This is a genomic window from Lwoffella lincolnii (assembly GCF_002014765.1).
GTDB classification, from domain to species: domain Bacteria; phylum Pseudomonadota; class Gammaproteobacteria; order Pseudomonadales; family Moraxellaceae; genus Psychrobacter; species Psychrobacter lincolnii.
On record NZ_MUYT01000015.1, the window covers coordinates 1 to 26,523 of the forward strand.

Sequence of the window (26,523 nt, forward strand, 5' to 3'; positions counted from 1 at the left end):
GGGCTTCACCGTCTTGCAGAAGGAATCCCCGAACGATAGGGAGGGGAGGAAGTCAACTGCATAACAGCCAAAGCATCGTTTTTGGCACTAAATTCACATGCCTTTGCTACCTCTTTATATAAGAAAGGTTGGCAGGGCTTAAAATTATTTTGCTTTTGGTTGTTATTGATATGACAACACCAAAAGACATGTTTAGGAGCTTGCTGGCATGGCTAACCAGAGAATCCGTATTCGACTCAAGTCATTTGATCATCGATTGATTGACCAGTCAGCACAAGAGATTGTGGATACCGCTAAGCGTACTGGTGCACAAGTGTGTGGTCCTGTTCCACTACCCACTCGCATCGAACGCTTTAACGTATTGACCTCGCCACACGTAAACAAAGACGCTCGTGACCAATACGAAATCCGTACTCATAAACGCATGGTTGACATTGTTCAGCCAACTGACAAAACTGTCGATGCGTTGATGAAATTGGACTTGGCTGCTGGTGTTGATGTTCAAATCGCATTGAGCTAATCACTTATTTGATGGTTCAACTTAATTAAGACAAATCATAGAGGTTTAACATGGCAATCGGTTTAGTCGGTAAAAAATGCGGCATGACCCGTGTCTTCACTGAAGCAGGCGTATCCATTCCTGTTACAGTGGTTGAGGTCACTGCAAACCGCATAACTCAAGTAAAAACAGAAGCAACAGATGGTTACACTGCCATTCAAGTGACCACAGGTGAGCGTCGTGACAGCCGTGTCACCGCAGCCCAAAAAGGTCATTTTGCCAAAGCAGGTGTGGCTGCAGGTCGTGGTATTTGGGAATTTCGTGCTGAAGAAGCTGAATTAGAAGGTCGTGAATTGGGTAGTGACATCTTGGCTGATTTGTTTGAACAAGGTCAATTGGTGGATGTGACTGGTCAAAGCAAAGGTAAAGGCTTTCAAGGTGGTGTAAAACGCCATAACTTCAGAACACAAGATGCCACTCATGGTAACTCAGTATCCCATCGTGTGTTGGGTTCAACAGGTCAAAACCAAACCCCAGGTCGAGTATTTAAAGGTAAAAAAATGCCAGGTCAAATGGGTAATAAACGGGTAACCGTTCAAGGCCTTGAAGTCATCTCGGTCGATGCTGAAAAAGGCATTCTGGTCATTAAAGGTGCCATTCCTGGTGCCAATGGTGGCGATGTCATCGTACGTCCGTCAATCAAAGCCTAAGCAAGGGGATTAACGTGAATTTAAAAACAGTTACAGGTGCGGCGGTAGAACTTTCTGACACAGCTTTTGGTCGTGAATATAACGAAGCATTAGTACATCAGGTGGTAACAGCCTATTTGGCGGGAGCTCGTCAAGGCACACGTGCCCAAAAAACCCGTGCCGAAGTTTCTGGCGGTGGCAAAAAGCCATGGCGTCAAAAAGGGACTGGTCGTGCTCGTGCAGGCTCTATCCGTAGCCCAATCTGGGTTGGTGGTGGTCGTGCTTTTGCTGCTAAACCACAAGATTGGTCACAAAAAGTGAACAAAAAAATGTATCGTGGTGCGATGCAGTGCATTTTGGCTGAGTTGGTTCGTCAGGATCGTTTGATTTTGGTTGACCAAATCAGCGTTTCTGCACCAAAAACCAAAGAACTGGTAGCCAAATTGGCAGAACTTAAAGCACCAAGAGCTTTAATCGTAACCAACGAAGTTGATGAAAATTTATATTTAGCAGCCCGCAACATTCCACATGTGAATGTATTGGGTACTAGAGAAGTAGACCCAGTTAGCTTGGTTGCGTACGACAAAGTCATCATGTCTGTCGAAGCAGCAAAACAATTTGAGGAAGCACTAGCATGAATAACGCAAGACTTTATCAGATTATAAAGAAACCCATCTATTCTGAAAAAACTCAAATGCTTGAGCCTCAAGGTGTACAGACATTACAAGTCGCTAGCAACGCCACTAAGCTTGAAATCAAAAAAGCAGTTGAGCTTATGTTTGATGGCGTAGAAGTGGTCAAAGTAAACACCTTAAATGTCAAAGGTAAAACCAAACGCTTTGGTCGTACCATTGGTCGTCGCCAAGATTGGAAAAAAGCGTATGTCACGCTAAAATCTAATCAATCATTGGTTGATGAAGAACCATCACAGGCTGACGCTGGTGAAGTAAATAATACTTCAGCTAGTGAAGACACTGCCAATAACGAATAAGGATACTCATCATGCCTATCGTAAAAGCAAAGCCGACATCACCAGGTCGCCGTTTTGTCGAAAAAGTGGTGCATCCACACTTACACAAAGGTCGCCCTTATGCACCTTTGTTGACTTCAAAATCAAAGACAGGTGGTCGTAACAATAACGGTCGTATTACCACTCGTCACATTGGCGGTGGTCATAAACAGCATTATCGCATCATCGATTTTAAACGCACCAAAGATGGCATTCCAGCCATCGTTGAGCGTATTGAATATGACCCTAACCGAACAGCTCACATTGCCTTATTAAAGTATGCTGATGGTGAGCGTCGCTACATCATCGCTCCTAAAAAATTAAGCGTTGGTGATACTGTACAATCAGGTGAAGGCTCACCAATCCGTCCAGGTAACTGTTTACCACTTAAAAATATTCCAGTGGGTACAGTGATTCACAACATTGAGTTAAAAATTGGCAAAGGTGCTCAGATGGCACGCTCTGCTGGTGCAGCCGTTCAACTGTTGGGCCGTGATGGTACTTACGCCTTGATTCGTCTACGTTCTGGTGAAACTCGCCGTGTTCACATTAATTGTCGTGCCGTTATTGGCGAAGTCTCGAACACAGAGCATAATCTAAGATCACTAGGTAAAGCAGGTGCATCACGTTGGCGTGGTATTCGTCCGACTGTCCGTGGTACTGCCATGAACCCGATTGACCACCCACATGGTGGTGGTGAAGGTCGTAACTTTGGTAAGCACCCAACCAGTCCTTGGGGTCAGAAGGCTAAAGGTCTTAAGACACGCTCTAATAAGCGTACTGACAAAATGATTATCCGTCGCCGTCGTGCCAAGAAATAAAGGAAAAATTTCATGCCTCGTTCATTGAAAAAAGGTCCATTCATTGATGTGCACTTGTTTGAAAAAGTCGAACATGCGTTAGATACTAACTCACGCAAACCAATAAAAACTTGGTCACGTCGCTCAATGATTTTGCCTCAAATGGTTGGTCTAACCATCTCTGTTCATAATGGTCGTACTCATGTACCCATCATTATTAGCGAACAAATGGTTGGTCACAAATTAGGCGAATTTGCCCCCACCCGTACCTACCGTGGTCACGGCATAGACAAAAAAGCTAAGAGATAAGGTGCTTACTATGGAAGTAACTGCAAAACTACGCGGTGCCGCCATTTCGGCACAAAAGGTCAGACTTGTCGCAGACGAAATTCGTGGCAAATCAGTAGAACGTGCACTTGATATTCTTGCCTTTAGCAACACCAAAGGTGCTAAACTGGTTAAGAAGTGCTTAGACTCAGCCATTGCCAATGCAGAACACAACAATGGCTTAGACATTGATACCTTGCGTGTTTCTACCATCTATGTGGATGAAGGAATTACCCTAAAGCGTATCTTACCTCGTGCTAAAGGACGTGCTGACCGTATCAGCAAACGTACTTGTCACATCACCATCAAGGTAGGAGAATAATCATGGGTCAAAAAGTTCATCCAATCGGAATTCGTTTAGGTGTCGTCAAAAAACACAATGCCAACTGGTATGCTGATCCTAAGCAATATTCAGAGTTTCTGATTAACGATTTGCAAGTACGTGAATATTTGCGTAAAGAGTTGCAAAGTGCCATGGTCAGTAACATCACCATCGAACGACCAACGGGTGCAGCTAAGATTACCATCTCAACTGCTCGTCCAGGCATCGTTATTGGCAAAAAAGGTGAAGACATCGAAAAGTTACAGAAGCAACTGACCAAAATCATGGGTGTGCCTGCTCAAGTAAGTATTGAAGAAATCACATCACCTGATTTAGATGCTCGTTTGGTTGCTGATGGCATTGCTAGTCAGCTAGAACGCCGTGTGATGTTCCGCCGTGCCATGAAACGTGCGGTACAAAATACCATGCGTTCTGGTGCTGAAGGCATCAAAGTTGAGCTTTCAGGTCGTTTGGGCGGTGCTGAGATTGCTCGTACCGAATGGTATCGTGAAGGTCGTGTGCCATTACATACCTTGCGCGCTGACATTGACTATGCGTCAGTTCGTGCTGAAACCACTTATGGCACCATCGGTGTCAAGGTTTGGATTTTCCGTGGTGAAATTCTAGACGGCATGGACCGCATTTATCATCCAAAAGAAGAAGACAAAGCCCGTGCACCTAAGCAACGTCGTGGTCGTGGCAACCGTCGCAACTCAGACAGAGGTTAATTATGTTACAACCAAAACGTACCAAATTTCGCAAAATGCAAAAAGGACGTAATACTGGGTTAGCTCAACGTGGTAACACGGTTGCGTTCGGACAAATTGGTCTTAAATCTGTTAGCCGTGGTCGCATGACTGCTCGTCAAATTGAAGCGGCACGTCGTACCATCACCCGTAAAATTAAACGTGGTGGTAAGATTTGGATTCGTGTGTTCCCAGATAAACCCATTACTGAAAAACCATTAGAAGTGCGTATGGGTAAAGGTAAAGGTCCTGTAGAATATTGGGTAGCCGAAATCAAGCCAGGGAAAATGTTGTATGAAATTGAAGGTGTGAGTGATGAATTAGCATCAGAAGCCTTAAAATTAGCTGCAGCAAAACTTCCTTTCAAAACCACCATTGTTAAGCGGACGATAATGTAATGAAGATCAGTGAATTACGTGAAAAATCAGTAGAAGAACTGACCCAATTACTTGATGAAAAGCAATTAGCCGCTTTTCAGTTGCGTATGGCAAAAGCAATTGGTCAGTTGGGCAACACGCATGAGATTAAACAAAATCGTCGCACCATTGCCCAAATTAAGACTTTGATTAATGAAAAACAGCGAGGCGACGCATGAGCGAGAATAATCAGCAATCATCAACCGTTGGTGTGGTGACTGGCAAAGTCGTTAGCGATAAAATGGACAAATCCATTGTTGTGCTAATCGAGCGTCAAATCAGACACCCAATGTACGGCAAGCAAATCCGTCGTTCAACCAAGCTTAAAGCTCACGATGAGAATAACGTTTGTCAGCAAGGTGACATTGTCCGCATCAAAGAGACCAAACCTTTTTCTAAAACCAAATCTTGGGTTTTAGTAGATGTGGTTGAAAAAGTAAGTCAAGTATAATTAAATTGCATAAGTTGTTTGTATTTGATAGTATGTATGCCCCTTAATAGGGAATGGCTTTATATACAGAATATACAGACAATTTTTGCTTAAGTTGGAGTAACGCGATGATTCAGACTGAAACAATGCTGGAAGTTGCAGACAACAGCGGTGCAAGGCGAGTTCAGTGCATTAAAGTACTGGGCGGATCTCATCGTCGTTATGCATCAGTCGGCGACATCATTAAAGTCACAGTAAAAGAAGCCATCCCTCGTGGTCGTGTTAAAAAGGGCGACGTAATGAATGCGGTGGTTGTTCGTACCAAAAAAGGCGTACGCCGTCCAGATGGATCGGTGTTACGCTTTGACGACAATGCGGCGGTATTGTTAAATAATAACAAAGCACCGATAGCCACTCGTATCTTTGGTCCAGTAACTCGTGAATTGCGTAGTGAACAGTTTATGAAAATTGTTTCACTAGCACCAGAAGTATTGTGAGGAAAACCATGGCTAAGTTACGTAAAGGTGATACCGTTGTTGTTATAACCGGTAAAGACAAAGGCAAGCAAGGAACAATCCTTGCTGTTAAAGATGATAAAGTGAAAGTAGAAGGCATTAATATTGTTAAAAAACACCAAAAACCCAACCAAATGACGGGTCAAGAAGGTGGCATTATCAAAAAAGAAGCTTTCTTACACATTTCTAATGTGGCAATTTTTAACCAACAAACCCAAAAGGCTGATCGTATTGCTTATCAGATAGACGAAGATGGTAAAAAACAACGCATCTATCGTTCAACTGGTGAAGTGGTGGCGACAGCATAACTCACTAAGGGTCATAGTAATGGCAAGATTAAAAACTTTATACAATGACCAGCTCAAACAACAGATTAAAGAGGAGCTGGGCTTAAATAACGTGATGGAAGTGCCTAAAATCACTAAAATCACACTCAATATGGGTGTTGGCGGTGCCGCTCAAGACAAAAAAATTCTTGAGGGTGCGGTCAGTGATATGACAGCGATTGCAGGTCAAAAACCCGTAGTAACCAAAGCACGCAAATCAGTGGCGGGTTTTAAAATTCGTGAAGAATGGCCCATTGGCTGTAAAGTCACTTTGCGTGGCGAACGCATGTACGAATTTTTGGATCGTTTGATTGCCATTGCTATTCCACGTATTCGAGATTTCAGAGGCTTTTCTCCAAAGGCATTTGATGGTCGAGGCAATTACTCTTTGGGTATTAAAGAGCAAATCGTTTTTCCTGAAGTTGACTTTGATAAAATCGATCGCATTCGTGGTCTTGATGTTACCATCACAACGACAGCAAAAAATGATGACCAAGGTCGTGCGTTACTAAAAGCATTCGGCTTCCCATTCAAATAAGGTAAAGACGTTATGGCAAAAAAGAGCATGATCAATCGTGAATTAAAACGTGAAAAAATGGTCGCTAAGTACGCTCAAAAGCGTACTGAGCTTAAAGCAATCATCAGCGATATGAATGCCAGTGACGAAGAGCGTATGGACGCAATGTTGCAATTGCAATCATTGCCACGCAACTCTTCTCCTGTGCGTTTACGCAATCGCTGTGGTATTACTGGTCGTCCACATGGATATTTCCGCAAGTTTGGTCTATCACGCAATATTTTGCGTGAACGTGTCATGCAAGGCGATGTCCCCGGTGTACGCAAGTCAAGTTGGTAAGGATTAGGGAGTATCATCGATGAGTATGCAAGATCCTGTTGCAGATATGCTAACCCGTATCCGCAATGCCCAAGCAAGAAATAAAGTATCTGTTGCCATGCCTAGCTCAAAGTTACGCAAATCCATTGCTGATCTGCTGGTAACCGAAGGTTATGTGGCTTCAGCAGAGGTTGAAGAAGGCGACAATGGTCATAAGACATTGACCATTGAGTTAAAGTATTACAATGGTAAGCCTGTGATTGAGCAACTAAAACGCTATAGCCGACCAGGTTTGCGTCAGTATCGTGGCAAAGATGAAATCCCCAGTGTTAAAAAAGGATTGGGCGTTACCATTGTTTCTACCAGTCAAGGCATCATGAGCGATCGTTCTGCTCGTGAAGCAGGTATTGGTGGTGAAATTATTGCTTTCGTAGCATAATTTCATCATAACAATCACATTTTTATAACAATCACATTTTTATTAGAATGTGCTTTTGAAATGGATAAGTTAATTGGATTGATGCCATAGGCTTATTAAAACCCTTTAAGTTGGCTTATTAACAATTTAATTTGTTGCTATGCTTGCTTTTGTGATAAACTAACGGGTTTGACACTCGTTAGTTTTTCATTATTGGTCTTGTCATTTTTTATTTTATTCATTATCTATTTTTAACGATTGAAAAATGATTAAAAGCAGAAAGTGGCTAATTTTTTTATCTCTAAGGAATTTTTTATGTCTCGTGTGGCTAAAGCCCCTGTGACGCTACCAAAAGGTACGACTGTCACTTTGAACGATCGGCAGGTAGAAGTTAAGGGCAAAAATGGTAATTTGTCTTTGCACCTGCATGAATTGGTCGAGCTAAAACAAGAAGATGATGCCATCATCTTATCGCCTGTTGCTGATACTCAAGATGCGTGGATGCACACAGGCACGGTACGTGCTCTGTTAAACAATATGGTGCAAGGCGTCAGCGAAGGATTTGAACGTCGCTTACAACTCATTGGTGTTGGTTATCGTGCCCAAGCGGCTGGTAACAAAATAACATTAAACGTCGGTTATTCACACCCTATTGAATACACTTTGCCAGAAGGTGTCAGCGTTGAAACCCCAAGCCAGACTGAAATTATCTTAAAGTCTAGCGACAAGCAAAAATTGGGGCAAGCTGCTGCCAATATTCGTTCGTATCGTCCACCAGAGCCATATAAAGGTAAAGGGATTCGCTACAGCGATGAGCATGTGGTTCGTAAAGAAGCTAAGAAAAAATAAGATAAGGTGAGCTAATCATGTTTGATAAAAAATCGGCTCGTCTGCGTCGAGCTAAAAAAACCCGCGCACATATTCGTCATTTAGGTGTTCATCGTTTGGTGGTTAACCGTACTCCTAAGCACATCTATGCTCAAATCATCTCCCCTACGGGTGGTGAAGTCATTACCCAAGCATCTACTTTAGATGCCAGCTTACGTTCTGGTGCGACAGGTAATATTGATGCTGCCACTTCTGTCGGTGCTTTGATTGCTGAGCGTGCTAAGTCAGTGGGTGTCACTAAGGTTGCATTTGACCGCAGTGGCTTTAAATATCATGGTCGAGTTAAAGCATTGGCAGAAGCCGCTCGTGAAAATGGACTGGAGTTTTAATCATGGCAAAAATTGAACAAACAGACGGATTGGTGGAACGCTTAGTTTCTGTTGACCGTGTGGCAAAAGTAGTAAAAGGTGGTCGTATTTTTTCTTTCACTGCCCTAACTGTGGTTGGTGATGGTAATGGTCGTGTTGGTTTTGGTCGTGGTAAAGCTCGTGAAGTACCTGCAGCCATTCAAAAAGCACTTGAAGCTGCTAAACGCAACATGATTACTGTGGAATTAGATGGTACAACACTTCAACACCCTATTAATGCTCGTCACGGTGCTTCTAAAGTATACATGCAGCCAGCTTCTGAAGGTACAGGTGTGATTGCTGGTGGTGCTATGCGTGCTGTATTGGAAGTGGCTGGTGTTGAGAACGTATTGGCAAAATGCTATGGCTCAACCAATGCTGCTAACGTGGTACAGGCAACTTTTAAAGGGTTGCGTGACATGACTTCTCCTGAACAGATGGCCGCCAAACGTGGCAAATCTGTTGAAGAGATTTTGGGCTAATCAGAGAATAGGTGAGTTAGATGAAAACGATGAAAGTCACTCAGACGAAATCAGGTGCCCATCGCCTAAAAAGCCATAAGGCTTGCCTAAAAGGCTTGGGCTTGCGTCGCATCGGTCATACAGTTGAGGTGGAAGATACCCCTTCAACTCGTGGCATGGTCAATCGCATCAACTACATGGTTAAAGTGGAGGAAGCGTAATGGGACTGAGATTAAATGAATTATCGCCAGCTCCAGGTGCTAAGAAAAAAGCACTACGTCGTGGGCGTGGTATTGGCTCAGGTCTTGGTAAAACAGGTGGTCGTGGTGTAAAAGGTCAAACTTCTCGCTCAGGTTCTAGCATTCCTGCTGGTTTTGAAGGTGGTCAGATGCCGATTTATCGTCGTCTACCTAAGTTTGGTTTCACCAGTAAAATGGCAATGACCACCGCAGAAGTGCGTCTTTCTGAATTAAACAAAATTGAAGGTGATGTGGTGAGTATAGACACATTGAAGCAGGCGAATATCATTCGTCGTGATATGCAACGTGCTCGCATTATCTTATCAGGTGAAGTCAATAAAGCCTATACATTTAAAGGTGTTAAAGTCACCAAAGGTGCCAAGCAAGCCATTGAAGCGGCTGGTGGTAGCGTCGAGGAGTAATAAGCTGTGGCTAAATCGAACACATCAATGACCTTAGCAGCAGTTCCGCTTAATCCAATTGCTTTTATCCGTAAGTATGATGAGTTATGGAGACGGCTGTTGTTTTTAATTGGTGCCTTGATAGTGTATCGACTTGGTTCACACATTCCTGTGCCAGGTGTTAATCCTGACGCCCTAGCAGATTTGTTTTCACGTAATGAAAATACCATTTTGAGCATGTTTAACATGTTTTCTGGTGGGGCGTTAGAACGTATGTCCATCATGGCGCTGGGTATCATGCCGTATATTTCAGCATCCATTATTGTGCAGATGATGTCTGCTGTCATTCCTTCGCTTGAGGCGTTAAAAAAAGAAGGGGAGTCAGGTCGTCGTCAAATCAATAAATACACTCGTCAAGGCACATTGGCTTTGGCTTTTGTGCAAGCAGTTGGTATGAGTACAGGCTTAATAAGTCAAAACTTAACCCTTACTCAAGGTTTGGCATTTTATATTCCTGCAGTGTCATCATTGGTTGCAGGAGCGATGTTTTTGATGTGGCTTGGTGAGCAAATTACCGAGCGAGGCGTTGGTAATGGCATTTCAATGTTAATTTTTGCCAGCATTGTTGCCAGTATGCCAGGCATGTTGGCTCAAACGTTTGAGCAAGTACAACAAGGGCAGATGAATTTGATTTCATTGTTTTTGTTTGCCTCCCTTGGCATCGGTGTGACGGCGGGCATTGTTTATATAGAACGAGCTCAGCGTCGTGTGCCTGTTAATTATGCCCAAAAACAAGCCCAAGGTCGTAAAATTTATGCTCAGCAACAATCACATTTGCCTTTAAAGCTGAATATGGCAGGCGTTATTCCTGCCATTTTTGCCAGCTCACTTTTGTTAGTGCCTGCAAGTTTGGGGCAATGGGTAAGCCAGTCACCAAACCCAACGACATTACAGTCTATTTTGCAAAACATGGTGCTGGTGTTATCACCTGGGCAACCGTTGTATCTGATGCTATTTGCAGCGATGATTATTTTCTTTTGTTATTTTTATACGGCTTTGGTGTTTAGTCCTAGAGAAGTGGCAGAGAACTTAAAACGCAGTGGTGCCTATGTTCCTGGCATTCGACCTGGGTTACAGACTGAGCGTTATTTGGACCATGTGCTTAATCGCTTAACTTTCATTGGTGCCATGTACATGACTGTCATCTGCTTGATGCCTATGGTATTACAATCATCATTTGGTGTGCCTTTTTATTTGGGTGGTACGTCTTTGTTAATCATGGTGGTCGTTATCATGGACTTTGTGGCTCAATTGCAGGCACATTTAATGACCCATCAATACCATGACCAAGGTTTGATTTAATTTTTTACTTTTATCTACAGGAGTATGCTATGAAAGTTCAAGCATCTGTGAAAAAAATTTGTGGCAACTGTAAAATTGTTCGTCGCAAAGGTCGTGTTCATGTTATTTGTAGCTCAGAGCCTCGTCATAAACAGCGTCAAGGCTAAGAGAAATAAAAACTTGAATTTTATTGGTGGATAAGCTATTATCCGCTCCTTGCCAAGATGATTTATTTGTATTTTTCTTTTTATCACATACAAATGATTGGTCAGTAGGTAAGTTCATCACATCATGAAAAGGTCATATGAATGGCTTTTTTGTCAATGGAGAAAAATCAATGGCTCGTATTGCCGGCGTTAACATTCCGGATAACAAGCATGCTGTTATTTCATTGACTTACATTTTTGGGATTGGTCGCACCACTGCCAAGCAGATTTTATCTGCTGTTGGCATTGAACCGACCACCAAAGTCAGTCAGTTAGATGATGCTCAGCTTGACGCTATCCGTTCAGAAGTTGCAAATCATACCGTCGAAGGCGATCTTCGCCGTGAGGTTTCAATGAATATTAAACGTTTGGTTGATTTGGGTTGTTACCGTGGCTTGCGTCATCGTCGCAATTTGCCTGTTAACGGTCAACGTACTAAAACCAACGCACGTACCCGTAAAGGGCCACGTAAAGCAATTAAAAAATAATCAACTTAGGAAGCTAAAAGATGGCTAAAGACACTCGCAGTCGCAAAACTAAAAAAGTGACTCGTCGTTCAGTATCCGAGGGTATTGCCCACGTTCATGCGTCTTTTAATAACACCATTATCACCATTACCGACCGTCAAGGTAATGCTTTGGCTTGGGCCACCTCAGGTGGACAAGGCTTCCGTGGTTCACGTAAATCTACCCCATTTGCTGCTCAGGTGGCAGCAGAAGTTGCTGGTAAAGCTGCACAAGAATATGGGTTAAAGAATGTCGATGTTTTGGTTAAAGGACCAGGACCCGGCCGTGAGTCTGCGGTAAGAGCATTGGGTGCTTTGGGTTATAAAATTAACAGCATCAGTGATGTAACCCCCATCCCACATAATGGTACTCGTCCGCCTAAAAAGCGTCGTGTATAAGACGGATTAAGGAGACTCAAACATGGCCCGTTATATTGGTCCAAAACTTAAATTGTCTCGTCGTGAAGGCACAGATTTGCAATTAAAATCTGGTGTGAAACCTTTTGACGTAAAGACAAAAAAAGCGGGTAAAGCACCCGGTCAACATGGCAGTAGCCGTAATAAAACGTCAGAATATGCCCAACAATTACGTGAAAAACAAAAAGTTAAACGTATGTATGGTGTGTTAGAGCGTCAATTCTCAAACTACTATAAAGAAGCAGCTCGCATGCGTGGAGCGACAGGTGAAAACTTGTTACAAATGCTAGAGCGTCGTCTTGATAACGTTGTGTATCGTATGGGTTTTGGCTCAACTCGTGCTGAAGCTCGCCAACTGGTCAGTCATCGTTCTATTTTGCTTAAAAAGGCAGGGCGTGATGAGTTTGTGCGTGTGAACATTCCATCTATTCAGTTACAAGATGGTGATGTGATTGCTGTGTATGAAAAGTCAAAAGAACAGTTACGCATCAAAAATGCCATGGAGTTGGCCTCTCAGCGTGGCATTCCTGAGTGGTTAGAAGTTGATACCAGCAAAATGAGTGGCACTTTTAAACATGCGCCAGATCGTATTGATTTACCAGCTGAAATTAACGAAAACTTAATCGTTGAGCTGTATTCTAAGTAACCATCATATCAATATTATCAATCGAGGTGACACCATGATGCTAAATGCAACCGAGTTTCTTACACCGCACACCATTAATGTGGAAACGGTTGATGAAACCACTGCAAAAGTCACGCTCGAGCCGTTAGAACGTGGCTTTGGGCATACCCTAGGTAATGCCCTTCGTCGTATATTACTTTCCTCCTTGCCTGGTGCTGCTGTTATCGAAGCTCAGATTGAGGGTGTTGAGCATGAGTATTCAACCCTTGAGGGTTTGCAAGAAGATGTGCTGGATTTGTTGCTTAACTTAAAAAATCTTGCCATCGTATTGCACGATGACCATGAGGCCAATTTAAGCATTGATAAAAAAGGTCCTGGCGTCATCACAGCTGCTGACCTTGTTTTGCCTCATAATGTCGAAATCATGAACCCTGATTTGGTGCTTGGTACACTCAGTGACCGTGGATATCTTCAGATGCGTCTGCGTGTGGTTATTGGTCGTGGTTATCAACCTGCTAATCAGCGTCGTGAAACGGCAGACAGTAAAGTCATTGGTCGTTTAAAGTTAGATGCCAGCTTTAGCCCAATAGTCAAAGTTTCTTATCAAGTTGAAAATGCTCGTGTTGAGCAACGGACTGATTTGGATCGTTTGGTAATCAATCTTGAAACCAATGGTACGATTGATCCTGAAGAGGCTATTCGTAAAGCTGCAACGATTTTGCAACAGCAAATCTCCATCTTTATCGATTTAGAGACAGAGGAAGCCCCAGAGCCAATCAAAGTGAAAGAAGAAATCGACCCAGAGCTATTGCGTCCTGTGGATGATTTGGAGCTAACGGTTCGCTCAGCTAACTGCTTAAAGGCAGAAAATATTTATTATATCGGCGATTTGGTACAGCGTTCAGAGACTGAATTGCTAAAAACACCGAACTTAGGTAAAAAGTCATTAACCGAGATTAAAGACGTATTGGCGTCTCGTAATCTAGAATTGGGTATGCGTTTGGATAATTGGCCACCATCTGATTTGCGTGTTGATGATCGTTTTTCGTACCGTAGCCGTTAACATTTAAGGATACTTGACCATGCGACATCGTAAAAGTGGAAGAAAGCTGGGTCGTACCAGCAGTCATCGTAAGGCAATGTTCCAGAACATGACCAACTCTTTGTTTGAGCATGAACTGATTAAGACCACATTGCCAAAAGCAAAAGAACTTCGCCGTGTTGCCGAACCATTGATCACGTTAGCAAAACAAGATTCGGTGGCTAATCGCCGTCTTGCTTTTAGCCGTATGCGTAACAAGGATATGGTAGGCAAATTATTCAGCGAATTAGGTCCTCGTTATCAACAACGCCCAGGTGGTTATTTACGCATTATTAAATGTGGTCATCGTGATGGTGATAATGCCCCAATGGCTTATGTTGAGTTGGTAGACCGTAATCAACAATGATATTTATACCAGCTAGGTTTTTATGCCAGCTAAAAAATCCCAGTAAATGCTGGGATTTTTTATTGCTGGTTATTTATAATTTATTACCTAGTTTGATTTATTATTTGGGTTGGTATGGTTATGATTAGAACACCAATGTACTAGAATCAACAGCACCTTCTCGAATTACCATAGGGCTATTGTTAGTCATATCAATGATGGTGGTTTGTTCGGTGGTAAGCAATCCTGCATCAATCATCAAATCTACTTGATTAGATAAGGCTTGTTCAATAATAAAAGGGTCATCTGTTTGTAGTTCTGTGTTTGGTAAGTGAATTGAGCTGGTTAACATGGGTTCATTAAGCTCAGCTAATATGGCTTGAGCAATGGGATTGGCTGGAACACGAATGCCGATGCTGTGTTTTTTTGCGTGTGCCAGTTTTTTTGGTACGTCTTTGGTTGCGTTGAGGATATAAGTGATGGCAGCTGGGGTGTTGGCTTTTAATATTTTAAATTGTTGGTTGTCGATACTGGCATAAGTGGCAATTTCGCTTAAATCTCGACATAGTAGGGTAAATTGATGCTTATCGTCCAGTTGACGAATGTGTTTAAGCTTTTGTAAGGCTAACTTACTGCCGATTTGACAGCCAAAAGCATAGCTGGTGTCAGTGGGATAGATGATGAGTTGGTCTTGTTTGAGTGCGGTAACAACTTGTTGGATTAAGCGTGGTTGTGGGTTTTCTGGGTGGATATAAAGTGTTTGCATGACATTCCTAATGATTGATTTTATTGGATAATAATTGGTTTTCTTGATAAGAATAATATGTCATGGATAATCTAATGCGACTGATGGTTTATGTTTGCTTTAGCATGACATGACATTGTGATAAGGCTTGTAGTGCTTTTTTTGCTGATGGGGGTGGGTTGGTCATCATGCTTTCATGGTGTTTTTTTAGCGCATGTACAAATGTTTCAGATGCCTGTTTACCAGAAAAATCATCTAAACTTGGGCAAAATGGCAAGCCAATGTGTTGACAAAACGCTTTTTCTAATGCTTGTGGTCTGGCTTCTACGTTTTCAAAGGCTTGTTGTTGTTCAGCCGTGCGTCCACAAGGAGCATACCAATAGCCATAGTCGTCCAGCTGTCGCCGTTTTTGCCCCGCCAAGCAATAATGGGCCATTTCGTGTAATAGGCTTCTTGGGTAGTTGGCTTTATAATAGATGATGGCAGGGGTGTTTTTGGTAGGGGCTTGATAAAAAGGCTCTTCTGCACCACCGATGATCTGCACATTAAAACTGGCTTCAAATACTTGTTTTAGTATGGCACAGTAATCGTCATCTGTGTATGGGGGATTGTTTGTGTTCATGGTATCGGTTGTATCGGTTGTATTGATTGTGTCGGTGTCTGCGAAACTTTGCATCTTCTGTCCATGGCTATGTGTTGGTGTATTGGGTGTTTTTGGTTGGGTGTTTTTAATGGCTACTTGGGTTTGATGTGGTTTGCCCCCATTTTATTTGGCTTGTTGCTTTAAGATGCCCAGTTTGCCCCAGTTCAGTCATGACAATCACTGGCAATGACTGATAATGACATAATGACAGTGAAAAGGATAATTATGAGTACTTCTACTACAAGCGTCAATAGGATAAATCAAGCAATGATAAATCAGGCATCAGAAAAAACCTTGCCCAAACGTTTGGATTTGAATAAATGGCAAGACACGGGTTTTTTTTGGCAAGGGAATTTGCCTTTATCATCATTTTCTCGTTTAGCGAATTTATGTGATGACGGTGATGCCACTGATGTGGTTTGTCAGTTGTCATGTACATTGAAAAAATCGGGTCAAATTCTATGGTTATCATTTTCAGCAAATGCCAACTTACCGATGCAATGTCAGCGTTGTCTTGAGCCTGTTGATGTGATTTTGGATAAATCACATCGCCTTGCTTTGTTGACAGACAATACGCAATTATCAGCAGTGCCAGAGCAAGACCATGTGCTTTTGGCAGATTTACCAGACTATGATGAAAAAGAGCAAATGTTGCCTTTGGCGATGCTGTTAGAAGATGAGCTGTTGCTTGATTTGCCTTTATCACCAAAGCATGAAGATTGCAAAGTTAGGCTACAGCAAGTGGGCGAGTTGCCTAAGGTCAAAATGGACAATCCATTTGCGGTATTGGCAACATTAAAAAATTGATGCTGTCCTTTTGATGTGAGAGATGATGTGAAAAAATTTCAGTAGATTGAATATGGTCTTATTTAATGCTTTATTTATGATGCTAAATTGCGTATAATTGGGGGTTTATTGTATTTGGTTATATTTGGCTGATTTTTAGCACCAATCTGTTTTTTTGTTACAGAATTTTTGTTATAGATTAGTATTTTATCGAATTTAGAAGCACAGGAGTTATCTCATGGCTGTTCAACAAAACCGCAAAAGCCGTTCACGCCGTGACATGCGTCGTTCACATAACCATATGTCTGTGGCTGAGCTGAGCGTCGATGCCACCACTGGTGAAAAACATCGCCGTCACCACATGACCAAAGATGGTTTTTATCGTGGTCGTCAGTTATTCACTGTTAAGCAAGACGACTGATTTGCTTAATTGATGGGGCAGTTTATGCCGATAAATTGTTCTCAATATTTTTTAACATGATTGATTGTATTGACTGTTTGGTAAGTGGTCATAACCAAGTGATTTGTTCTTCAATAATATGGACAAATCACTTGGTTTTTTATTGTTTAAGCCATGTGGTTTAAGCTTGTTGTTTAAGTTTTGTTGCCACTTATTCAAAAAAAACTTGCTCAAAAAAACCTTGTTAAGTTAGCAGGCTAACATAAAAATACTTTTACATTCAATCATTGATGTTTAGTTATTCATTCATATTATTTAATTAATCATTCATATTTAATCAATCACCATTCATGAGTGTCGGCATGAGTACAGCTGAAAATAACGCAAAAGCCAGTTTGGGTAAGCATGGTCATATGGACAGCAAGCATCGCATTGCTGTTTTGTTTCCAGGGCAGGGGTCACAGCAGGTAGGTATGCTCAGCGAGCTTTGGGACAGTTATCCTATGATTGAGCAAACATTTACTGAAGCCAGTGATGCTTTGGGATTTGATTTGTGGCAGGTGTGCCAAGATGATGTGCTGTTGGCACAGACTCAATACACACAGCCTGCTTTGTTGGCTGCCAGTATGGCACTGTGGCGAATAATTGAGCCTAAATTGCAATATTCTCCCATTTATTTGTTGGGTCATTCTTTAGGTGAATTTAGCGCATTGTGTGCATCAGGGGTATTCAGTTTGGCTGATGCGGTGCGATTGGTGCATCAGCGTGGTCAGTTTATGGCATCGGCGGTGATGGGCATGGATACTAAAATGGCTGCCATTTTGGGCTTGGAAGACAGCCAAGTTGCCAATATGTGTGAGCAGATAGGTGATATGAATCCTACAGCATTGGTTGACCCTGCTAATTTTAATAGCCCCGGACAAGTGGTGGTGGCTGGTAATGCGATTGGGGTGGATGCGGTGATTGAGCAAACTCAAACCTGTCATGGTAAAAAGGCAGTACCGCTAAAAGTGAGTGTGCCATCACATTGTCGGTTGATGACTCCTGCGTGTGCCAAACTCAAAGATAAACTGGATAATATTGAGTTTTTACCTGCCAATATCAATGTTATCCAAAACCGTCACGCACGAGTTGAACAAAGTACGGATGAGGTTAAGACTGCTCTGGTTGAGCAGTTAAACCACCCAGTACGATGGTCTGAAAGTATGCAAATGTTGGCAGACATGCACATTGATGTGTTAATTGAATGTGGTAGCGGTAATGTGTTGAGCAATTTAGCAAAACGCCAAGCTGATCCCATAATCGCTTATCCCACAGACAAAATCAGTCGTTTACAAAAATTAGATGAGATATTGTTATGAGTCGTAATATCGCTTTGGTGACAGGAGCCAGCCGTGGCATTGGCAAGGCCATTGCTAAACGCTTGGCAAAAGAGGGCTACTTTGTTATTGGCACAGCAACCAGCAATGCAGGGGTAGAGGGCATTGATGCGTATTTGCATGAGTTTGGTGGCATTGGTCGGATACTCGATGTGCGTCAGCAAGAAAATATTGATAAGCTTTTTGAAGAAATCGAAAGTGTCTATGGCAATGTGCAATTATTGGTGAATAATGCAGGCATTACCCATGATGGCTTGCTGATGCGTATGAAAGATGAAGATTGGCTTGATGTGCTTGAGACCAATTTATCATCTGTCTATCGCATGAGTAAACGTGCCATTCGTGGCATGATGAAAGCTCGTAAAGGTCGCATCATCAACATCACATCTGTGGTGGCTCAAATGGGCAATGCAGGGCAAGCCAATTATGCGGCAAGTAAGGCGGCGGTTGAAGGTTTTACCCGTACCTTGGCTCGTGAGGTTGGCTCTCGGCAAGTTACCGTCAATTGCGTGGCTCCCGGTTTGATTGAAACCGACATGACTGATAAGCTAGATGAGCGTTTACTCAACTCCATGCTTGATGCTGTGCCTGTTGGGCGTTTGGGTCAGCCTGAAGACGTGGCAGCGGCGGTGATATTTTTGGCAAGCGATGAAGCCAGCTACATCACAGGGGCAGTATTGGCGGTAAATGGTGGCATGTATATGTAAGATTTTGTTGATTTACCCACCAACACAAAACGGTCAGACAAAATAAAGGGGAGAATTGTGCAAATATTATTAGCCAATCCAAGAGGGTTTTGTGCTGGGGTTTATCGTGCCATTGCCATTGTCAATCAAGCTTTAGAACGTTTTGAACCGCCCATTTATGTGCGTCATGAAGTGGTGCATAATAAGTTTGTGGTGTCGGATTTGGCAGCTCGTGGGGCGGTGTTTGTTGAAGAATTAGATGAAGTGCCAGATGGCTCAATCGTGATTTTCTCGGCTCATGGGGTATCAAAGGCGGTGGAAGATGAAGCCAAACGCCGTGATTTGACCGTATTTGATGCCACCTGTCCACTGGTTACCAAAGTGCATATTGAAATCAATAAATTTGCCAAAACAGGCATGGATGCAGTTTTGATTGGACATGCAGGACATCCAGAAGTTGAAGGCACGATGGGACGTTTTGATCCGCAATATGGCGGACGCATTCATCTGATTGAGGACATTGCAGACGTTGCTAAGTTAGACATGCCAAAGAACAGTGAACTGGCGTTTGTTACCCAAACCACTTTGTCTATAGATGACACCGCAGGGGTGATAGATGCCTTAAAAGATAAATTTCCCAAAATTCATGCCCCACGTAAAGATGACATTTGTTATGCCACTCAAAACCGTCAAGATGCAGTTAAGCAACTGGCGGATAAATGCGATGTGGTATTGGTGGTAGGCTCACCCAATTCGTCCAATTCCAATCGCTTGCGAGAATTGGCTGAACGCATGGGCTGTCAAGCGTATTTGATAGATAATGCCAGTGAAATGGATAAAACTTGGTTTGATGGTATTCAAACGGTTGGTGTGACAGCAGGGGCATCTGCTCCAGAAGTACTTATTCAAGAAGTGCTTAGACAGCTACAAAATTGGGGCGGCAGTTTGCCTAAAGAAATTGAAGGAATCGCTGAAAACGTTACTTTCAGCTTACCAAAAGAATTAAGAGCATCACCCACTGATGCGTCTACTTAAAAGTGGCGTTAAAAATACCTTGAAAAATTATCGCCTTGTCCTTATTTGATGTCATAACTGCTTGGTATTTATTCACCATAAAGACAAGCTGATTTTTAAACAAAAATCATTCACATCAATGAAAGGATAACGATTTATGAGTGATAATTCTCAGTCTCAGCAATCCACTCAACACCAACCCACTCAACATCAGTTTGAAGCTGAGGTTGCCCAGTTATTACATTTGGTAACACATTCTTTGTATTCCAATGCTGATATCTTTGTGCGTGAGCTGGTTTCTAACGCATCAGACGCTTGTGATAAACTTCGTTTTGAAGCCACCAATGATGACAGCTTATATGAAGATGACAGCGAATTACATATTCGCATTGAGCTGGATAAAGACGCTAAAACCATCAGCTTTATTGATAATGGCATTGGCATGAATGAAGCTGATGTCATCGAAAATCTAGGTACGATTGCTAAGTCTGGCACAAAAGCCTTTTTAGAAAAACTATCAGAAGATAAGAAAAAAGATGGTCAGCTGATTGGTCAGTTTGGTGTGGGATTTTATTCTGGTTTTATCGTTGCTGATAAAATCACTGTAGAAACCCGCAAAGCGGGTGAGAATGCCAACCAAGCTGTGCGTTGGATATCAGATGGTACAGGGGCATACACCACTGAGACCATCAGCAAAGACAGTCGTGGTACGACGGTGATTTTACACCTAAAAGATGAATACAGCGAAGGTGATGATAACTATCTTGACCGCCATAAAATTAAACAACTGGTCAATAAATATTCTGACCATATTAGCTTGCCGATTGAGATGCGTAAAGAAGTCTGGCAAGAAGAGGTCAAAGAAGATGAAGATGATGACACCCCAGCAGGTGGTGATTATGTGCTAACGGACGAATGGGAAGTCATTAACCAAGCATCTGCCCTATGGACTCGCTCAGCCGATGACATCAGTGATGAAGAATACAGCGAGTTTTATAAAAATATTAGCCATGATTATGCAGACCCCTTAGCGTGGACGCACAATCGTGTGGAGGGGCGTGTGCAGTTTACCCAACTGCTTTATATTCCCCAAAAAGCCCCATTTGACCTATATGCTCGTGAGCAACAGCGTGGATTGAAGCTTTATGTCAAACGTGTATTTATCATGGATGATGCCGAACAGCTGTTGCCCATGTATCTGCGATTTGTTAAAGGCATCATTGATTCAGCTGATTTACCATTGAATGTCAGCCGTGAATTACTTCAAGAAAGTCGTGATGTGAAATCCATCAGAGAAGGCAATGCTCGACGTGTGTTGACTCTACTGGCAAGCTTAGCCAATAGTGAAGACGCTGAAAAACAAGCGAAGTTTAAAGCATTTTATGCTGAATTTGGTGACGTGTTAAAAGAAGGTTTGGGTGAGGACATAAGCAACCAAGCTCGCATTGCCAAGCTATTACACTATGTTACCAGCACGCATGATGGGTTAGAAACCAGCTTTGCCGATTATAAAGAACGTATGAAAGATGGACAAAAAGCCATCTATTATCTGACCGCTGATAACTTGGCATCTGCCAAAAATAGTCCACAACTTGAGTTGTTTAAGAAAAAAGGCATTGAAGTCATCTTAATGACCAACCGTGTTGACGAATGGGCAATGAACTTTTTACACGAGTTTGATGGCACACCACTACAAAACATAGCCAAAGGGGCGGTGGATTTGGGTGATTTGCAAGATGAAGAAGAAAAGCAAGAAGCCGAAAAAGCCCAAGAAACACTGAAACCTGTGGTGGATAAATTAAAAACTGCCCTAAGTGAGCGTGCCAAAGATGTGCGAGTGTCTAACCGTTTGGTGGACAGCCCTGCATTGTTGGTTACCGCTGATGGTGAGCTGTCCCCTCAAATGGTGCAAATGCTCAAGCAAATGGGGCAGGAAGTACCCGAGACTAAGCCCATTTTGGAAATTAATCCCAATCACCCACTCATTAAACGCCTTGAAACCAGTGAACAGTTTGATGACCTGGCTCAAGTCATTTTTGATCAGTCCTTGCTTGCTGAAGGTGGTCACTTAGAAGACCCAGCAGGGTATTTAAAGAGAATAAATGAGTTGTTGATGAAATAATCATTGATAAATTTATCCACCAACAAAAAACGCCAAGCAATCATCTTGGCGTTTTTTTGCTTTATCGAATTCAATGTTTATCAAACTCAACATATTCATACTTTTTGATATTCATGACACTTTAACAATCGGTCATGCCGTCTGGTTGAGTTGGACAATACCTCTACCAATAATACAGGCTTAGTCAATGTGTCTTTGTCATCGTTATTATCACAATCGACTGCCACATCAGGAAAAAAAGTAGTTATTGCCAACATTGACTTTTAGGCATTCCATATAGGTTTGATAAGGCTTGCCTTTTAAATGTGAGCGTAATAAAATGGTAAGATTTAGTGCCAATATATTATGTACTTTACTGGTATTACCCATCATATAAACGTCTAAACGTCATTATCAATCAATTCATAACCAATCAATTCATAACGGTGATTGTCATCACAGGCATAATTTTTCAGATAATCAGCAACTGAAACAAAACTGACTTCTTTTTTGCTAACGGTATTCATGTTTGACATCTCTTAATATTAAGGCTTGGTAAGCATGTATTTATAGCAGCATTATCAAGATGTTTTGTGTTGCGGACATTGTTCAGATTAAAGCCTGTGTCAGCCCAAATACGATTTAAAACCATTTAACAACATCTGCACTGAAATCGAGATTAAAATCATTCCCATCAGCCGTTCAATTGCTTTTAGCCCCCGACTGCCCAAAATTTTATACAATTTGGTTGAAAAATATAAAATCACCGCTGAGACCGACCATGCCAATACAACCGCTGATAGTGATTTCATGATTTGATCAGGGTTACGTTCCACCAGTAAAATCAGTGTTGCCAAAATTGAAGGACCTGCTACCAAAGGAACGGCAAGTGGTACGATAAACGGCTCACCACCATCATCACTGTCATCAGGTAAAACCCCACCTGGAGCAGGAAAAATCATGCGAATGGCAATAATCATCATCACCACACCACCGCCAATAGCGACCGCTTCACGACTTAGCCCAAGTGTGTGTAAAATGCTACCACCAGCAAATAAAAACAACACCATCAGCCCCAATGCGATGAGCAATTCACGCACGATGATGGGTTTGCGACGCTTTTCTGGCACGCTGTCTAGCACAGACAAAAATATGGGAATATTTCCCAATGGATCCATGATTAAAAATAAAGTCAGAGCAGTGGCAAAAATTTCCATAAAAAATCTCTAGGGTGTGTTCATATTTGGATAATATGGCTAAAAAGTTGGTTAAGATAGTCAGTAAAAACCACTAAAAATAATGGATAAAACAAAAAACCCCACGCAAGAGCGTAGGGTCATTGTGCTGGCAGGTGATGAGTGATTAACATCATAACTGCTAAAGAATATTGGCATCCCGTAGGGGATTCGAACCCCTGTTACCGCCGTGAAAGGGCGGGGTCCTAGGCCTCTAGACGAACGGGACGCAAGAACCGAACTTCAATTGCTATGATACTATACTGCTGCCGCTTTTACCGTATCGTATCATGTTGAAGTGGGGCGTATTCTAATGAATATTGCCAATGATGTCAAGGAATTATTAATAAATAATATAATTAAGAGCTTGAAAGTCAAATGATAATGATTTATATTATTGTCTATTACATTTTAATAAACTTTTCAATAAATATTATATACTTTAATAACAAAGTAACAAAGTATATAGTTTTCTTTATACAGGCAATAATCATGAACCAAATAAAAAAATCCAGACATGTATTAAAACTCAGCATGCTGTCTTTAAGTTTATTAAACATTACTCAAATAGCAATGGCAGAAGATACGTCTAATATAACAGATAAAAAAATAGCCCCATCTGTTATATTAGATGAGCTTATTTTGACAGCAGAAACCATTAAAGAGACCCAAAAACCCTTTACCAAAGCATCGGCCACCAGCGTGCGAGAAAATGTATTTAATGCCAGTGAGAATGTTGATGCCATTGTGCGTAGTATGCCAGGGGCGTTCACTCAGCAGGATAAATCCTCTGGGCTGGTATCATTAAATGTACGAGGCGATAGCGGATTTGGGCGTGCCAACAGCATGGTTGATGGTGTAACCCAAACCTTTTACAGCACCTCAACCGATGCTGGGCGTGGGGGTGGTACCTCACAGTTTGGTGCGGTGATTGACCAAAATTTCATTGCAGGCGTTGAATTAAACAAGGGCAGTTTTAATGGCAAAGGTGGTCTAAATACCTTAACAGGTTCGGCCAATTTTCGTACGCTAAATGCTGATGATGTGATTAAAGATGACAAGAATTTTGGCGTCATTGCCAAAGGTTTGACTGGTAAAAATGTGACGGATAAAAATTTTATGCTGGCAGCTGGCGTTCGTGGGTGGCTTGATAATGGCAGTATCAGTGCTTTATATGCTTATAGCCACAAAGACATTAGCCAAAATTATAAAGTTGGCGGTGGCGGGACGCACATTGGCAATGTTGGCGATGATTTGCTACTTAGTAAACAAAAACAAGTTTTTGCCAAAGAGCATGCACTCACTTACGATGAAGCCAGCCAGTCTTGGCAAAAAGATTTGACCAAATTAGATGAAGAAACAGGCAAGCCTTTATGGGACAGAAAATATCGATTTGGCGGTAAGTGCTATGGGCTGGGCTGTATTGATACAAAAGAAAAATTTGATGAATATGTTGCTGACAAACAGAAACAATGGCAAAAGCATGGTGCAAAAGAGTACAGCATTACCCCCATTGACATAACCGCCTTAAACCAAACCTCAAAAAGTCATTTGGCAAAAATTAACTACAACAATGACACCAGCGATGTTGGTCTACAACTGCGTAAAATGGACACCAAGATAGGCAGTCGCCGTATCAGTAATGATAATTATCAGCTTGATGTTGCTTACAATCCAAATGAGATCATTGATTTAAAAGTGTTGGCAGCTCATAATGTGGGCGTACAAAAATACCCCAAAGGTTCAACTTTTACAGGCTGGAAATTGGATAAAGACTTTGAAGCCAAAAACACTGCCAATCTTTTTGACCTAAACAACACTCACACCTTTAATTTGCCAAAGCAAATGGATTTGACCACAACTATTGGGCTTAACATATTGCATAATGAATATTCAAAAAATCGCTTCCCAGATGAGCTTGGGCTATTTTATACCAATGATTTATTATGTGGCGGCGGTTATGATGCCTGTGGCGGTCGTTTTCAGGGGACAAGCAGCACATTGCCAAAAAAATCGGTGATTGTACAGCCCTCAGGCAAACAGCGTTTTCATTCTATTTATTTGGACACATCATTACAAAAAGACAAATATCAGTTAGATTATAGCGTTAATGCCAGTCAGTACCGTTTTAGTGGTGAGCATGCCAGTTATTATAGTAGCCAAAAAGAGTTTAAAGATAAGTTTGGTGAAGATTCGCAAATTTATAAACAACACTGCTCGCCAAGTTGTGATGTGTATGAGCCTTTGGTAACCACTTCTGGTAAAAAACACGCCATCAACCATTCTGTTACTTTAAGTGCCAAATATGACACAGGTTTTATGCCTTTTGTCAGCTTTGCACGCACGCACAGAATGCCCAACATTCAAGAAATGTTCTTTTCTCAAATTGGTGATGTTGGTGTCAATACCGCATTAAAACCAGAACAAGCCAATACATATCAGTTGGGTTTTAATGTTTTTAAGCACAATCTATTGACAGACAACGATACTTTGGGGCTAAAAGTATTGGGTTATGAAAGCCGTATCAACAATTACATTCATAATGTTTATGGCAAATGGTATGACACAAAAAATCCGCCCAGTTGGGTTGCCAGTGGTGCATTAAAAGGCGATACCATACAACATCGCAACTGGCAAATGCCTGTGCATAAACAGGGCTTAGAGCTTGAAATCAACTATGATGCTGGGCGTTATTTTACCAATTTGTCTTATGCCAGACAAAAGACCGACCAACCAACCAATTATAGCGATGCCAGCGAGTCCCCACTAAATAGCTCAAAAGAAGACCAATTAACACAAGGCTATGGGCTAAGCAAAGTGTCAATGTTGCCCAAAGATTATGGACGATTTGAGTTTGGTGTGCGTGCATTTGATAATAAACTCACCGTGGGCAGTATGGTGCGTTATTATGGACAAAGCCCACGAGCGACCATTGAACCCAGATACATTGATGGCACGCATGGCGGTAATACATCGCATTCAGATGATAAAGGCGCCCATGTCATCAAACAAATTGAGATGCTAAAAAGACAACCTTTGGTGCATGATTTTTATGTTGCTTATGAACCGATGAAAGATTTGGTGATGCGTCTTGATGTGCAAAATGCGTTTGATAAACTGTATATTGACCCCTTAGATGCCAACAATGATGCCGCCACTCAGCGTTATTATCATTCATATTATAATGATGCAGATGAAGGTGCACCTTGTGCAGCGGGGCAGTTGTGTAAGCCTGATGCAAAATACGGCGGTACTACTCGCTCGGTATTGACCAATTTTGCCAAAGGGCGTTCTTTATTATTTTCAATGACTTATAAGTGGTAGTTGTTTTACTTATCATGGGTC

Annotated in this window: 40 protein-coding genes and 1 tRNA gene; 35 read left to right on the forward strand and 6 right to left on the reverse strand. The window is 42.0% G+C overall.

What is annotated here, in order from left to right; all coding sequences use genetic code 11:
* Positions 1-208: 208 nt before the first annotated feature.
* From rpsJ to rplQ, 28 genes are all read left to right on the forward strand, one after another.
* Positions 209-520 (forward strand): 30S ribosomal protein S10, encoded by a 312-nt coding sequence (gene rpsJ, locus B0682_RS08285; protein WP_078308175.1) that lies wholly within the window; start codon positions 209-211, stop codon positions 518-520.
* Between the two features lie 50 nt (positions 521-570).
* Positions 571-1,209, forward strand: a complete 639-nt coding sequence (rplC, locus tag B0682_RS08290) for a 50S ribosomal protein L3 (RefSeq protein ID WP_078308176.1) — start codon at positions 571-573, stop codon at positions 1,207-1,209.
* Positions 1,210-1,223: 14 nt separating this feature from the next.
* Positions 1,224-1,826: a 50S ribosomal protein L4 gene (gene rplD, locus B0682_RS08295; protein WP_078308178.1), complete on the forward strand. Its 603-nt coding sequence runs from the start codon at positions 1,224-1,226 to the stop codon at positions 1,824-1,826.
* Positions 1,823-2,179, forward strand: coding sequence for a 50S ribosomal protein L23 (gene rplW / locus B0682_RS08300; protein ID WP_078308179.1), 357 nt, complete (start codon positions 1,823-1,825; stop codon positions 2,177-2,179). The genes rplD and rplW overlap by 4 nt, the downstream gene beginning before the upstream one ends.
* An 11-nt stretch (positions 2,180-2,190) precedes the next feature.
* Positions 2,191-3,018 carry a 50S ribosomal protein L2 gene (gene rplB / locus B0682_RS08305; protein WP_078308181.1) on the forward strand — a complete coding sequence of 276 codons (828 nt, stop codon included), beginning with the start codon at positions 2,191-2,193 and terminating at the stop codon, positions 3,016-3,018.
* 12 nt (positions 3,019-3,030) lie between these two features.
* Positions 3,031-3,306 carry a 30S ribosomal protein S19 gene (gene rpsS / locus B0682_RS08310; protein WP_078308182.1) on the forward strand — a complete coding sequence of 92 codons (276 nt, stop codon included), beginning with the start codon at positions 3,031-3,033 and terminating at the stop codon, positions 3,304-3,306.
* Between the two features lie 10 nt (positions 3,307-3,316).
* A complete protein-coding gene (rplV, locus tag B0682_RS08315; protein ID WP_078308184.1) occupies positions 3,317-3,646 on the forward strand; it encodes a 50S ribosomal protein L22 in 330 nt (109 codons plus the stop codon).
* 2 nt (positions 3,647-3,648) lie between these two features.
* A complete protein-coding gene (gene rpsC, locus B0682_RS08320; RefSeq protein WP_078308186.1) occupies positions 3,649-4,374 on the forward strand; it encodes a 30S ribosomal protein S3 in 726 nt (241 codons plus the stop codon).
* A 2-nt stretch (positions 4,375-4,376) separates the two neighbouring features.
* A complete protein-coding gene (gene rplP / locus B0682_RS08325; RefSeq protein ID WP_078308187.1) occupies positions 4,377-4,790 on the forward strand; it encodes a 50S ribosomal protein L16 in 414 nt (137 codons plus the stop codon).
* Positions 4,790-4,987 (forward strand): 50S ribosomal protein L29, encoded by a 198-nt coding sequence (gene rpmC, locus B0682_RS08330; protein WP_078308189.1) that lies wholly within the window; start codon positions 4,790-4,792, stop codon positions 4,985-4,987. The genes rplP and rpmC overlap by 1 nt, the downstream gene beginning before the upstream one ends.
* The gene (gene rpsQ / locus B0682_RS08335; RefSeq protein WP_078308190.1) at positions 4,984-5,259 is read left to right on the forward strand and encodes a 30S ribosomal protein S17; all 276 of its coding nucleotides are present in this window, start codon (positions 4,984-4,986) and stop codon (positions 5,257-5,259) included. Before rpmC ends, rpsQ begins: the two co-directional genes overlap by 4 nt.
* Positions 5,260-5,366: 107 nt before the next feature.
* The gene (gene rplN / locus B0682_RS08340) at positions 5,367-5,735 is read left to right on the forward strand and encodes a 50S ribosomal protein L14 (protein WP_003656976.1); all 369 of its coding nucleotides are present in this window, start codon (positions 5,367-5,369) and stop codon (positions 5,733-5,735) included.
* Between the two features lie 8 nt (positions 5,736-5,743).
* A complete protein-coding gene (gene rplX, locus B0682_RS08345; RefSeq protein ID WP_078308192.1) occupies positions 5,744-6,061 on the forward strand; it encodes a 50S ribosomal protein L24 in 318 nt (105 codons plus the stop codon).
* A gap of 19 nt (positions 6,062-6,080) precedes the next feature.
* Complete coding sequence (rplE, locus tag B0682_RS08350; protein ID WP_078308193.1) at positions 6,081-6,617, forward strand: 50S ribosomal protein L5; 537 nt, start codon at positions 6,081-6,083, stop codon at positions 6,615-6,617.
* Positions 6,618-6,629: 12 nt separating this feature from the next.
* Positions 6,630-6,935 carry a 30S ribosomal protein S14 gene (gene rpsN, locus B0682_RS08355; protein ID WP_078308195.1) on the forward strand — a complete coding sequence of 102 codons (306 nt, stop codon included), beginning with the start codon at positions 6,630-6,632 and terminating at the stop codon, positions 6,933-6,935.
* A gap of 19 nt (positions 6,936-6,954) precedes the next feature.
* Positions 6,955-7,353: a 30S ribosomal protein S8 gene (gene rpsH, locus B0682_RS08360; RefSeq protein ID WP_078308196.1), complete on the forward strand. Its 399-nt coding sequence runs from the start codon at positions 6,955-6,957 to the stop codon at positions 7,351-7,353.
* Between the two features lie 294 nt (positions 7,354-7,647).
* Positions 7,648-8,181, forward strand: coding sequence for a 50S ribosomal protein L6 (gene rplF / locus B0682_RS08365; protein WP_078308198.1), 534 nt, complete (start codon positions 7,648-7,650; stop codon positions 8,179-8,181).
* A 17-nt stretch (positions 8,182-8,198) separates the two neighbouring features.
* Positions 8,199-8,549, forward strand: a complete 351-nt coding sequence (gene rplR / locus B0682_RS08370) for a 50S ribosomal protein L18 (protein WP_078308199.1) — start codon at positions 8,199-8,201, stop codon at positions 8,547-8,549.
* Positions 8,550-8,551: 2 nt separating this feature from the next.
* A complete protein-coding gene (gene rpsE / locus B0682_RS08375; protein WP_078308201.1) occupies positions 8,552-9,049 on the forward strand; it encodes a 30S ribosomal protein S5 in 498 nt (165 codons plus the stop codon).
* A 20-nt stretch (positions 9,050-9,069) separates the two neighbouring features.
* Positions 9,070-9,249, forward strand: coding sequence for a 50S ribosomal protein L30 (gene rpmD / locus B0682_RS08380; RefSeq protein WP_078308203.1), 180 nt, complete (start codon positions 9,070-9,072; stop codon positions 9,247-9,249).
* Entirely contained in the window at positions 9,249-9,689 is a 441-nt protein-coding gene (rplO, locus tag B0682_RS08385) for a 50S ribosomal protein L15 (protein WP_078308205.1), read from the forward strand. Before rpmD ends, rplO begins: the two co-directional genes overlap by 1 nt.
* A gap of 27 nt (positions 9,690-9,716) precedes the next feature.
* Positions 9,717-11,030, forward strand: coding sequence for a preprotein translocase subunit SecY (secY, locus tag B0682_RS08390; protein WP_078308206.1), 1,314 nt, complete (start codon positions 9,717-9,719; stop codon positions 11,028-11,030).
* A gap of 29 nt (positions 11,031-11,059) precedes the next feature.
* Entirely contained in the window at positions 11,060-11,176 is a 117-nt protein-coding gene (gene rpmJ / locus B0682_RS08395) for a 50S ribosomal protein L36 (RefSeq protein WP_078308207.1), read from the forward strand.
* 170 nt (positions 11,177-11,346) lie between these two features.
* Complete coding sequence (gene rpsM / locus B0682_RS08400; protein ID WP_078308309.1) at positions 11,347-11,703, forward strand: 30S ribosomal protein S13; 357 nt, start codon at positions 11,347-11,349, stop codon at positions 11,701-11,703.
* A gap of 20 nt (positions 11,704-11,723) precedes the next feature.
* Positions 11,724-12,119, forward strand: a complete 396-nt coding sequence (gene rpsK, locus B0682_RS08405; RefSeq protein WP_078308209.1) for a 30S ribosomal protein S11 — start codon at positions 11,724-11,726, stop codon at positions 12,117-12,119.
* Between the two features lie 22 nt (positions 12,120-12,141).
* Positions 12,142-12,783, forward strand: coding sequence for a 30S ribosomal protein S4 (gene rpsD, locus B0682_RS08410; protein ID WP_078308210.1), 642 nt, complete (start codon positions 12,142-12,144; stop codon positions 12,781-12,783).
* A 34-nt stretch (positions 12,784-12,817) separates the two neighbouring features.
* Positions 12,818-13,825 (forward strand): DNA-directed RNA polymerase subunit alpha, encoded by a 1,008-nt coding sequence (locus B0682_RS08415; RefSeq protein WP_078308211.1) that lies wholly within the window; start codon positions 12,818-12,820, stop codon positions 13,823-13,825.
* A 19-nt stretch (positions 13,826-13,844) separates the two neighbouring features.
* Complete coding sequence (gene rplQ / locus B0682_RS08420; protein WP_078308213.1) at positions 13,845-14,210, forward strand: 50S ribosomal protein L17; 366 nt, start codon at positions 13,845-13,847, stop codon at positions 14,208-14,210.
* A 124-nt stretch (positions 14,211-14,334) separates the two neighbouring features.
* On the opposite strand, the gene B0682_RS08425 is transcribed toward rplQ, so the two are convergent.
* Both B0682_RS08425 and B0682_RS08430 read right to left on the reverse strand, forming a co-directional pair.
* Positions 14,335-14,955 (reverse strand): L-threonylcarbamoyladenylate synthase, encoded by a 621-nt coding sequence (locus tag B0682_RS08425; RefSeq protein WP_078308215.1) that lies wholly within the window; start codon positions 14,953-14,955, stop codon positions 14,335-14,337.
* An 88-nt stretch (positions 14,956-15,043) separates the two neighbouring features.
* Positions 15,044-15,610: an elongation factor P hydroxylase gene (locus tag B0682_RS08430; RefSeq protein WP_205760128.1), complete on the reverse strand. Its 567-nt coding sequence runs from the start codon at positions 15,608-15,610 to the stop codon at positions 15,044-15,046.
* A gap of 192 nt (positions 15,611-15,802) precedes the next feature.
* Here B0682_RS08430 and B0682_RS08435 point away from each other — a divergent pair, with 192 nt between their 5' ends.
* From B0682_RS08435 to htpG, 6 genes are all read left to right on the forward strand, one after another.
* Complete coding sequence (locus B0682_RS08435; RefSeq protein WP_158077887.1) at positions 15,803-16,384, forward strand: YceD family protein; 582 nt, start codon at positions 15,803-15,805, stop codon at positions 16,382-16,384.
* Between the two features lie 217 nt (positions 16,385-16,601).
* Positions 16,602-16,784, forward strand: a complete 183-nt coding sequence (gene rpmF / locus B0682_RS08440) for a 50S ribosomal protein L32 (RefSeq protein WP_078308218.1) — start codon at positions 16,602-16,604, stop codon at positions 16,782-16,784.
* Between the two features lie 392 nt (positions 16,785-17,176).
* On the forward strand, positions 17,177-18,124 hold the full coding sequence (gene fabD / locus B0682_RS08445; RefSeq protein ID WP_143823347.1) for an ACP S-malonyltransferase: 948 nt from the start codon (positions 17,177-17,179) through the stop codon (positions 18,122-18,124).
* Positions 18,115-18,849 carry a 3-oxoacyl-ACP reductase FabG gene (gene fabG / locus B0682_RS08450; protein WP_240494956.1) on the forward strand — a complete coding sequence of 245 codons (735 nt, stop codon included), beginning with the start codon at positions 18,115-18,117 and terminating at the stop codon, positions 18,847-18,849. The genes fabD and fabG overlap by 10 nt, the downstream gene beginning before the upstream one ends.
* Positions 18,850-18,906: 57 nt before the next feature.
* On the forward strand, positions 18,907-19,863 hold the full coding sequence (ispH, locus tag B0682_RS08455; protein WP_078308222.1) for a 4-hydroxy-3-methylbut-2-enyl diphosphate reductase: 957 nt from the start codon (positions 18,907-18,909) through the stop codon (positions 19,861-19,863).
* 136 nt (positions 19,864-19,999) lie between these two features.
* Positions 20,000-21,964, forward strand: a complete 1,965-nt coding sequence (gene htpG / locus B0682_RS08460) for a molecular chaperone HtpG (RefSeq protein ID WP_078308224.1) — start codon at positions 20,000-20,002, stop codon at positions 21,962-21,964.
* A 228-nt stretch (positions 21,965-22,192) separates the two neighbouring features.
* Here htpG and B0682_RS09525 read toward each other — a convergent pair whose 3' ends face one another.
* The 4 genes from B0682_RS09525 to B0682_RS08470 all read right to left on the reverse strand — a co-directional run bounded on the left by B0682_RS09525 (position 22,193) and on the right by B0682_RS08470 (position 23,407).
* Positions 22,193-22,336, reverse strand: a complete 144-nt coding sequence (locus B0682_RS09525) for a hypothetical protein (RefSeq protein WP_158077888.1) — start codon at positions 22,334-22,336, stop codon at positions 22,193-22,195.
* A gap of 8 nt (positions 22,337-22,344) precedes the next feature.
* The gene (locus tag B0682_RS09725; protein WP_276206638.1) at positions 22,345-22,470 is read right to left on the reverse strand and encodes a hypothetical protein; all 126 of its coding nucleotides are present in this window, start codon (positions 22,468-22,470) and stop codon (positions 22,345-22,347) included.
* Positions 22,471-22,569: 99 nt separating this feature from the next.
* Positions 22,570-23,160, reverse strand: coding sequence for a YhgN family NAAT transporter (locus B0682_RS08465; protein ID WP_078308226.1), 591 nt, complete (start codon positions 23,158-23,160; stop codon positions 22,570-22,572).
* Between the two features lie 171 nt (positions 23,161-23,331).
* A tRNA-Glu gene (locus B0682_RS08470) sits at positions 23,332-23,407 on the reverse strand.
* 263 nt (positions 23,408-23,670) lie between these two features.
* On the opposite strand from B0682_RS08470, the gene B0682_RS08475 reads away from it, so the two are divergent.
* Positions 23,671-26,502, forward strand: a complete 2,832-nt coding sequence (locus B0682_RS08475; protein WP_078308228.1) for a TonB-dependent receptor plug domain-containing protein — start codon at positions 23,671-23,673, stop codon at positions 26,500-26,502.
* Positions 26,503-26,523: the final 21 nt, after the last annotated feature.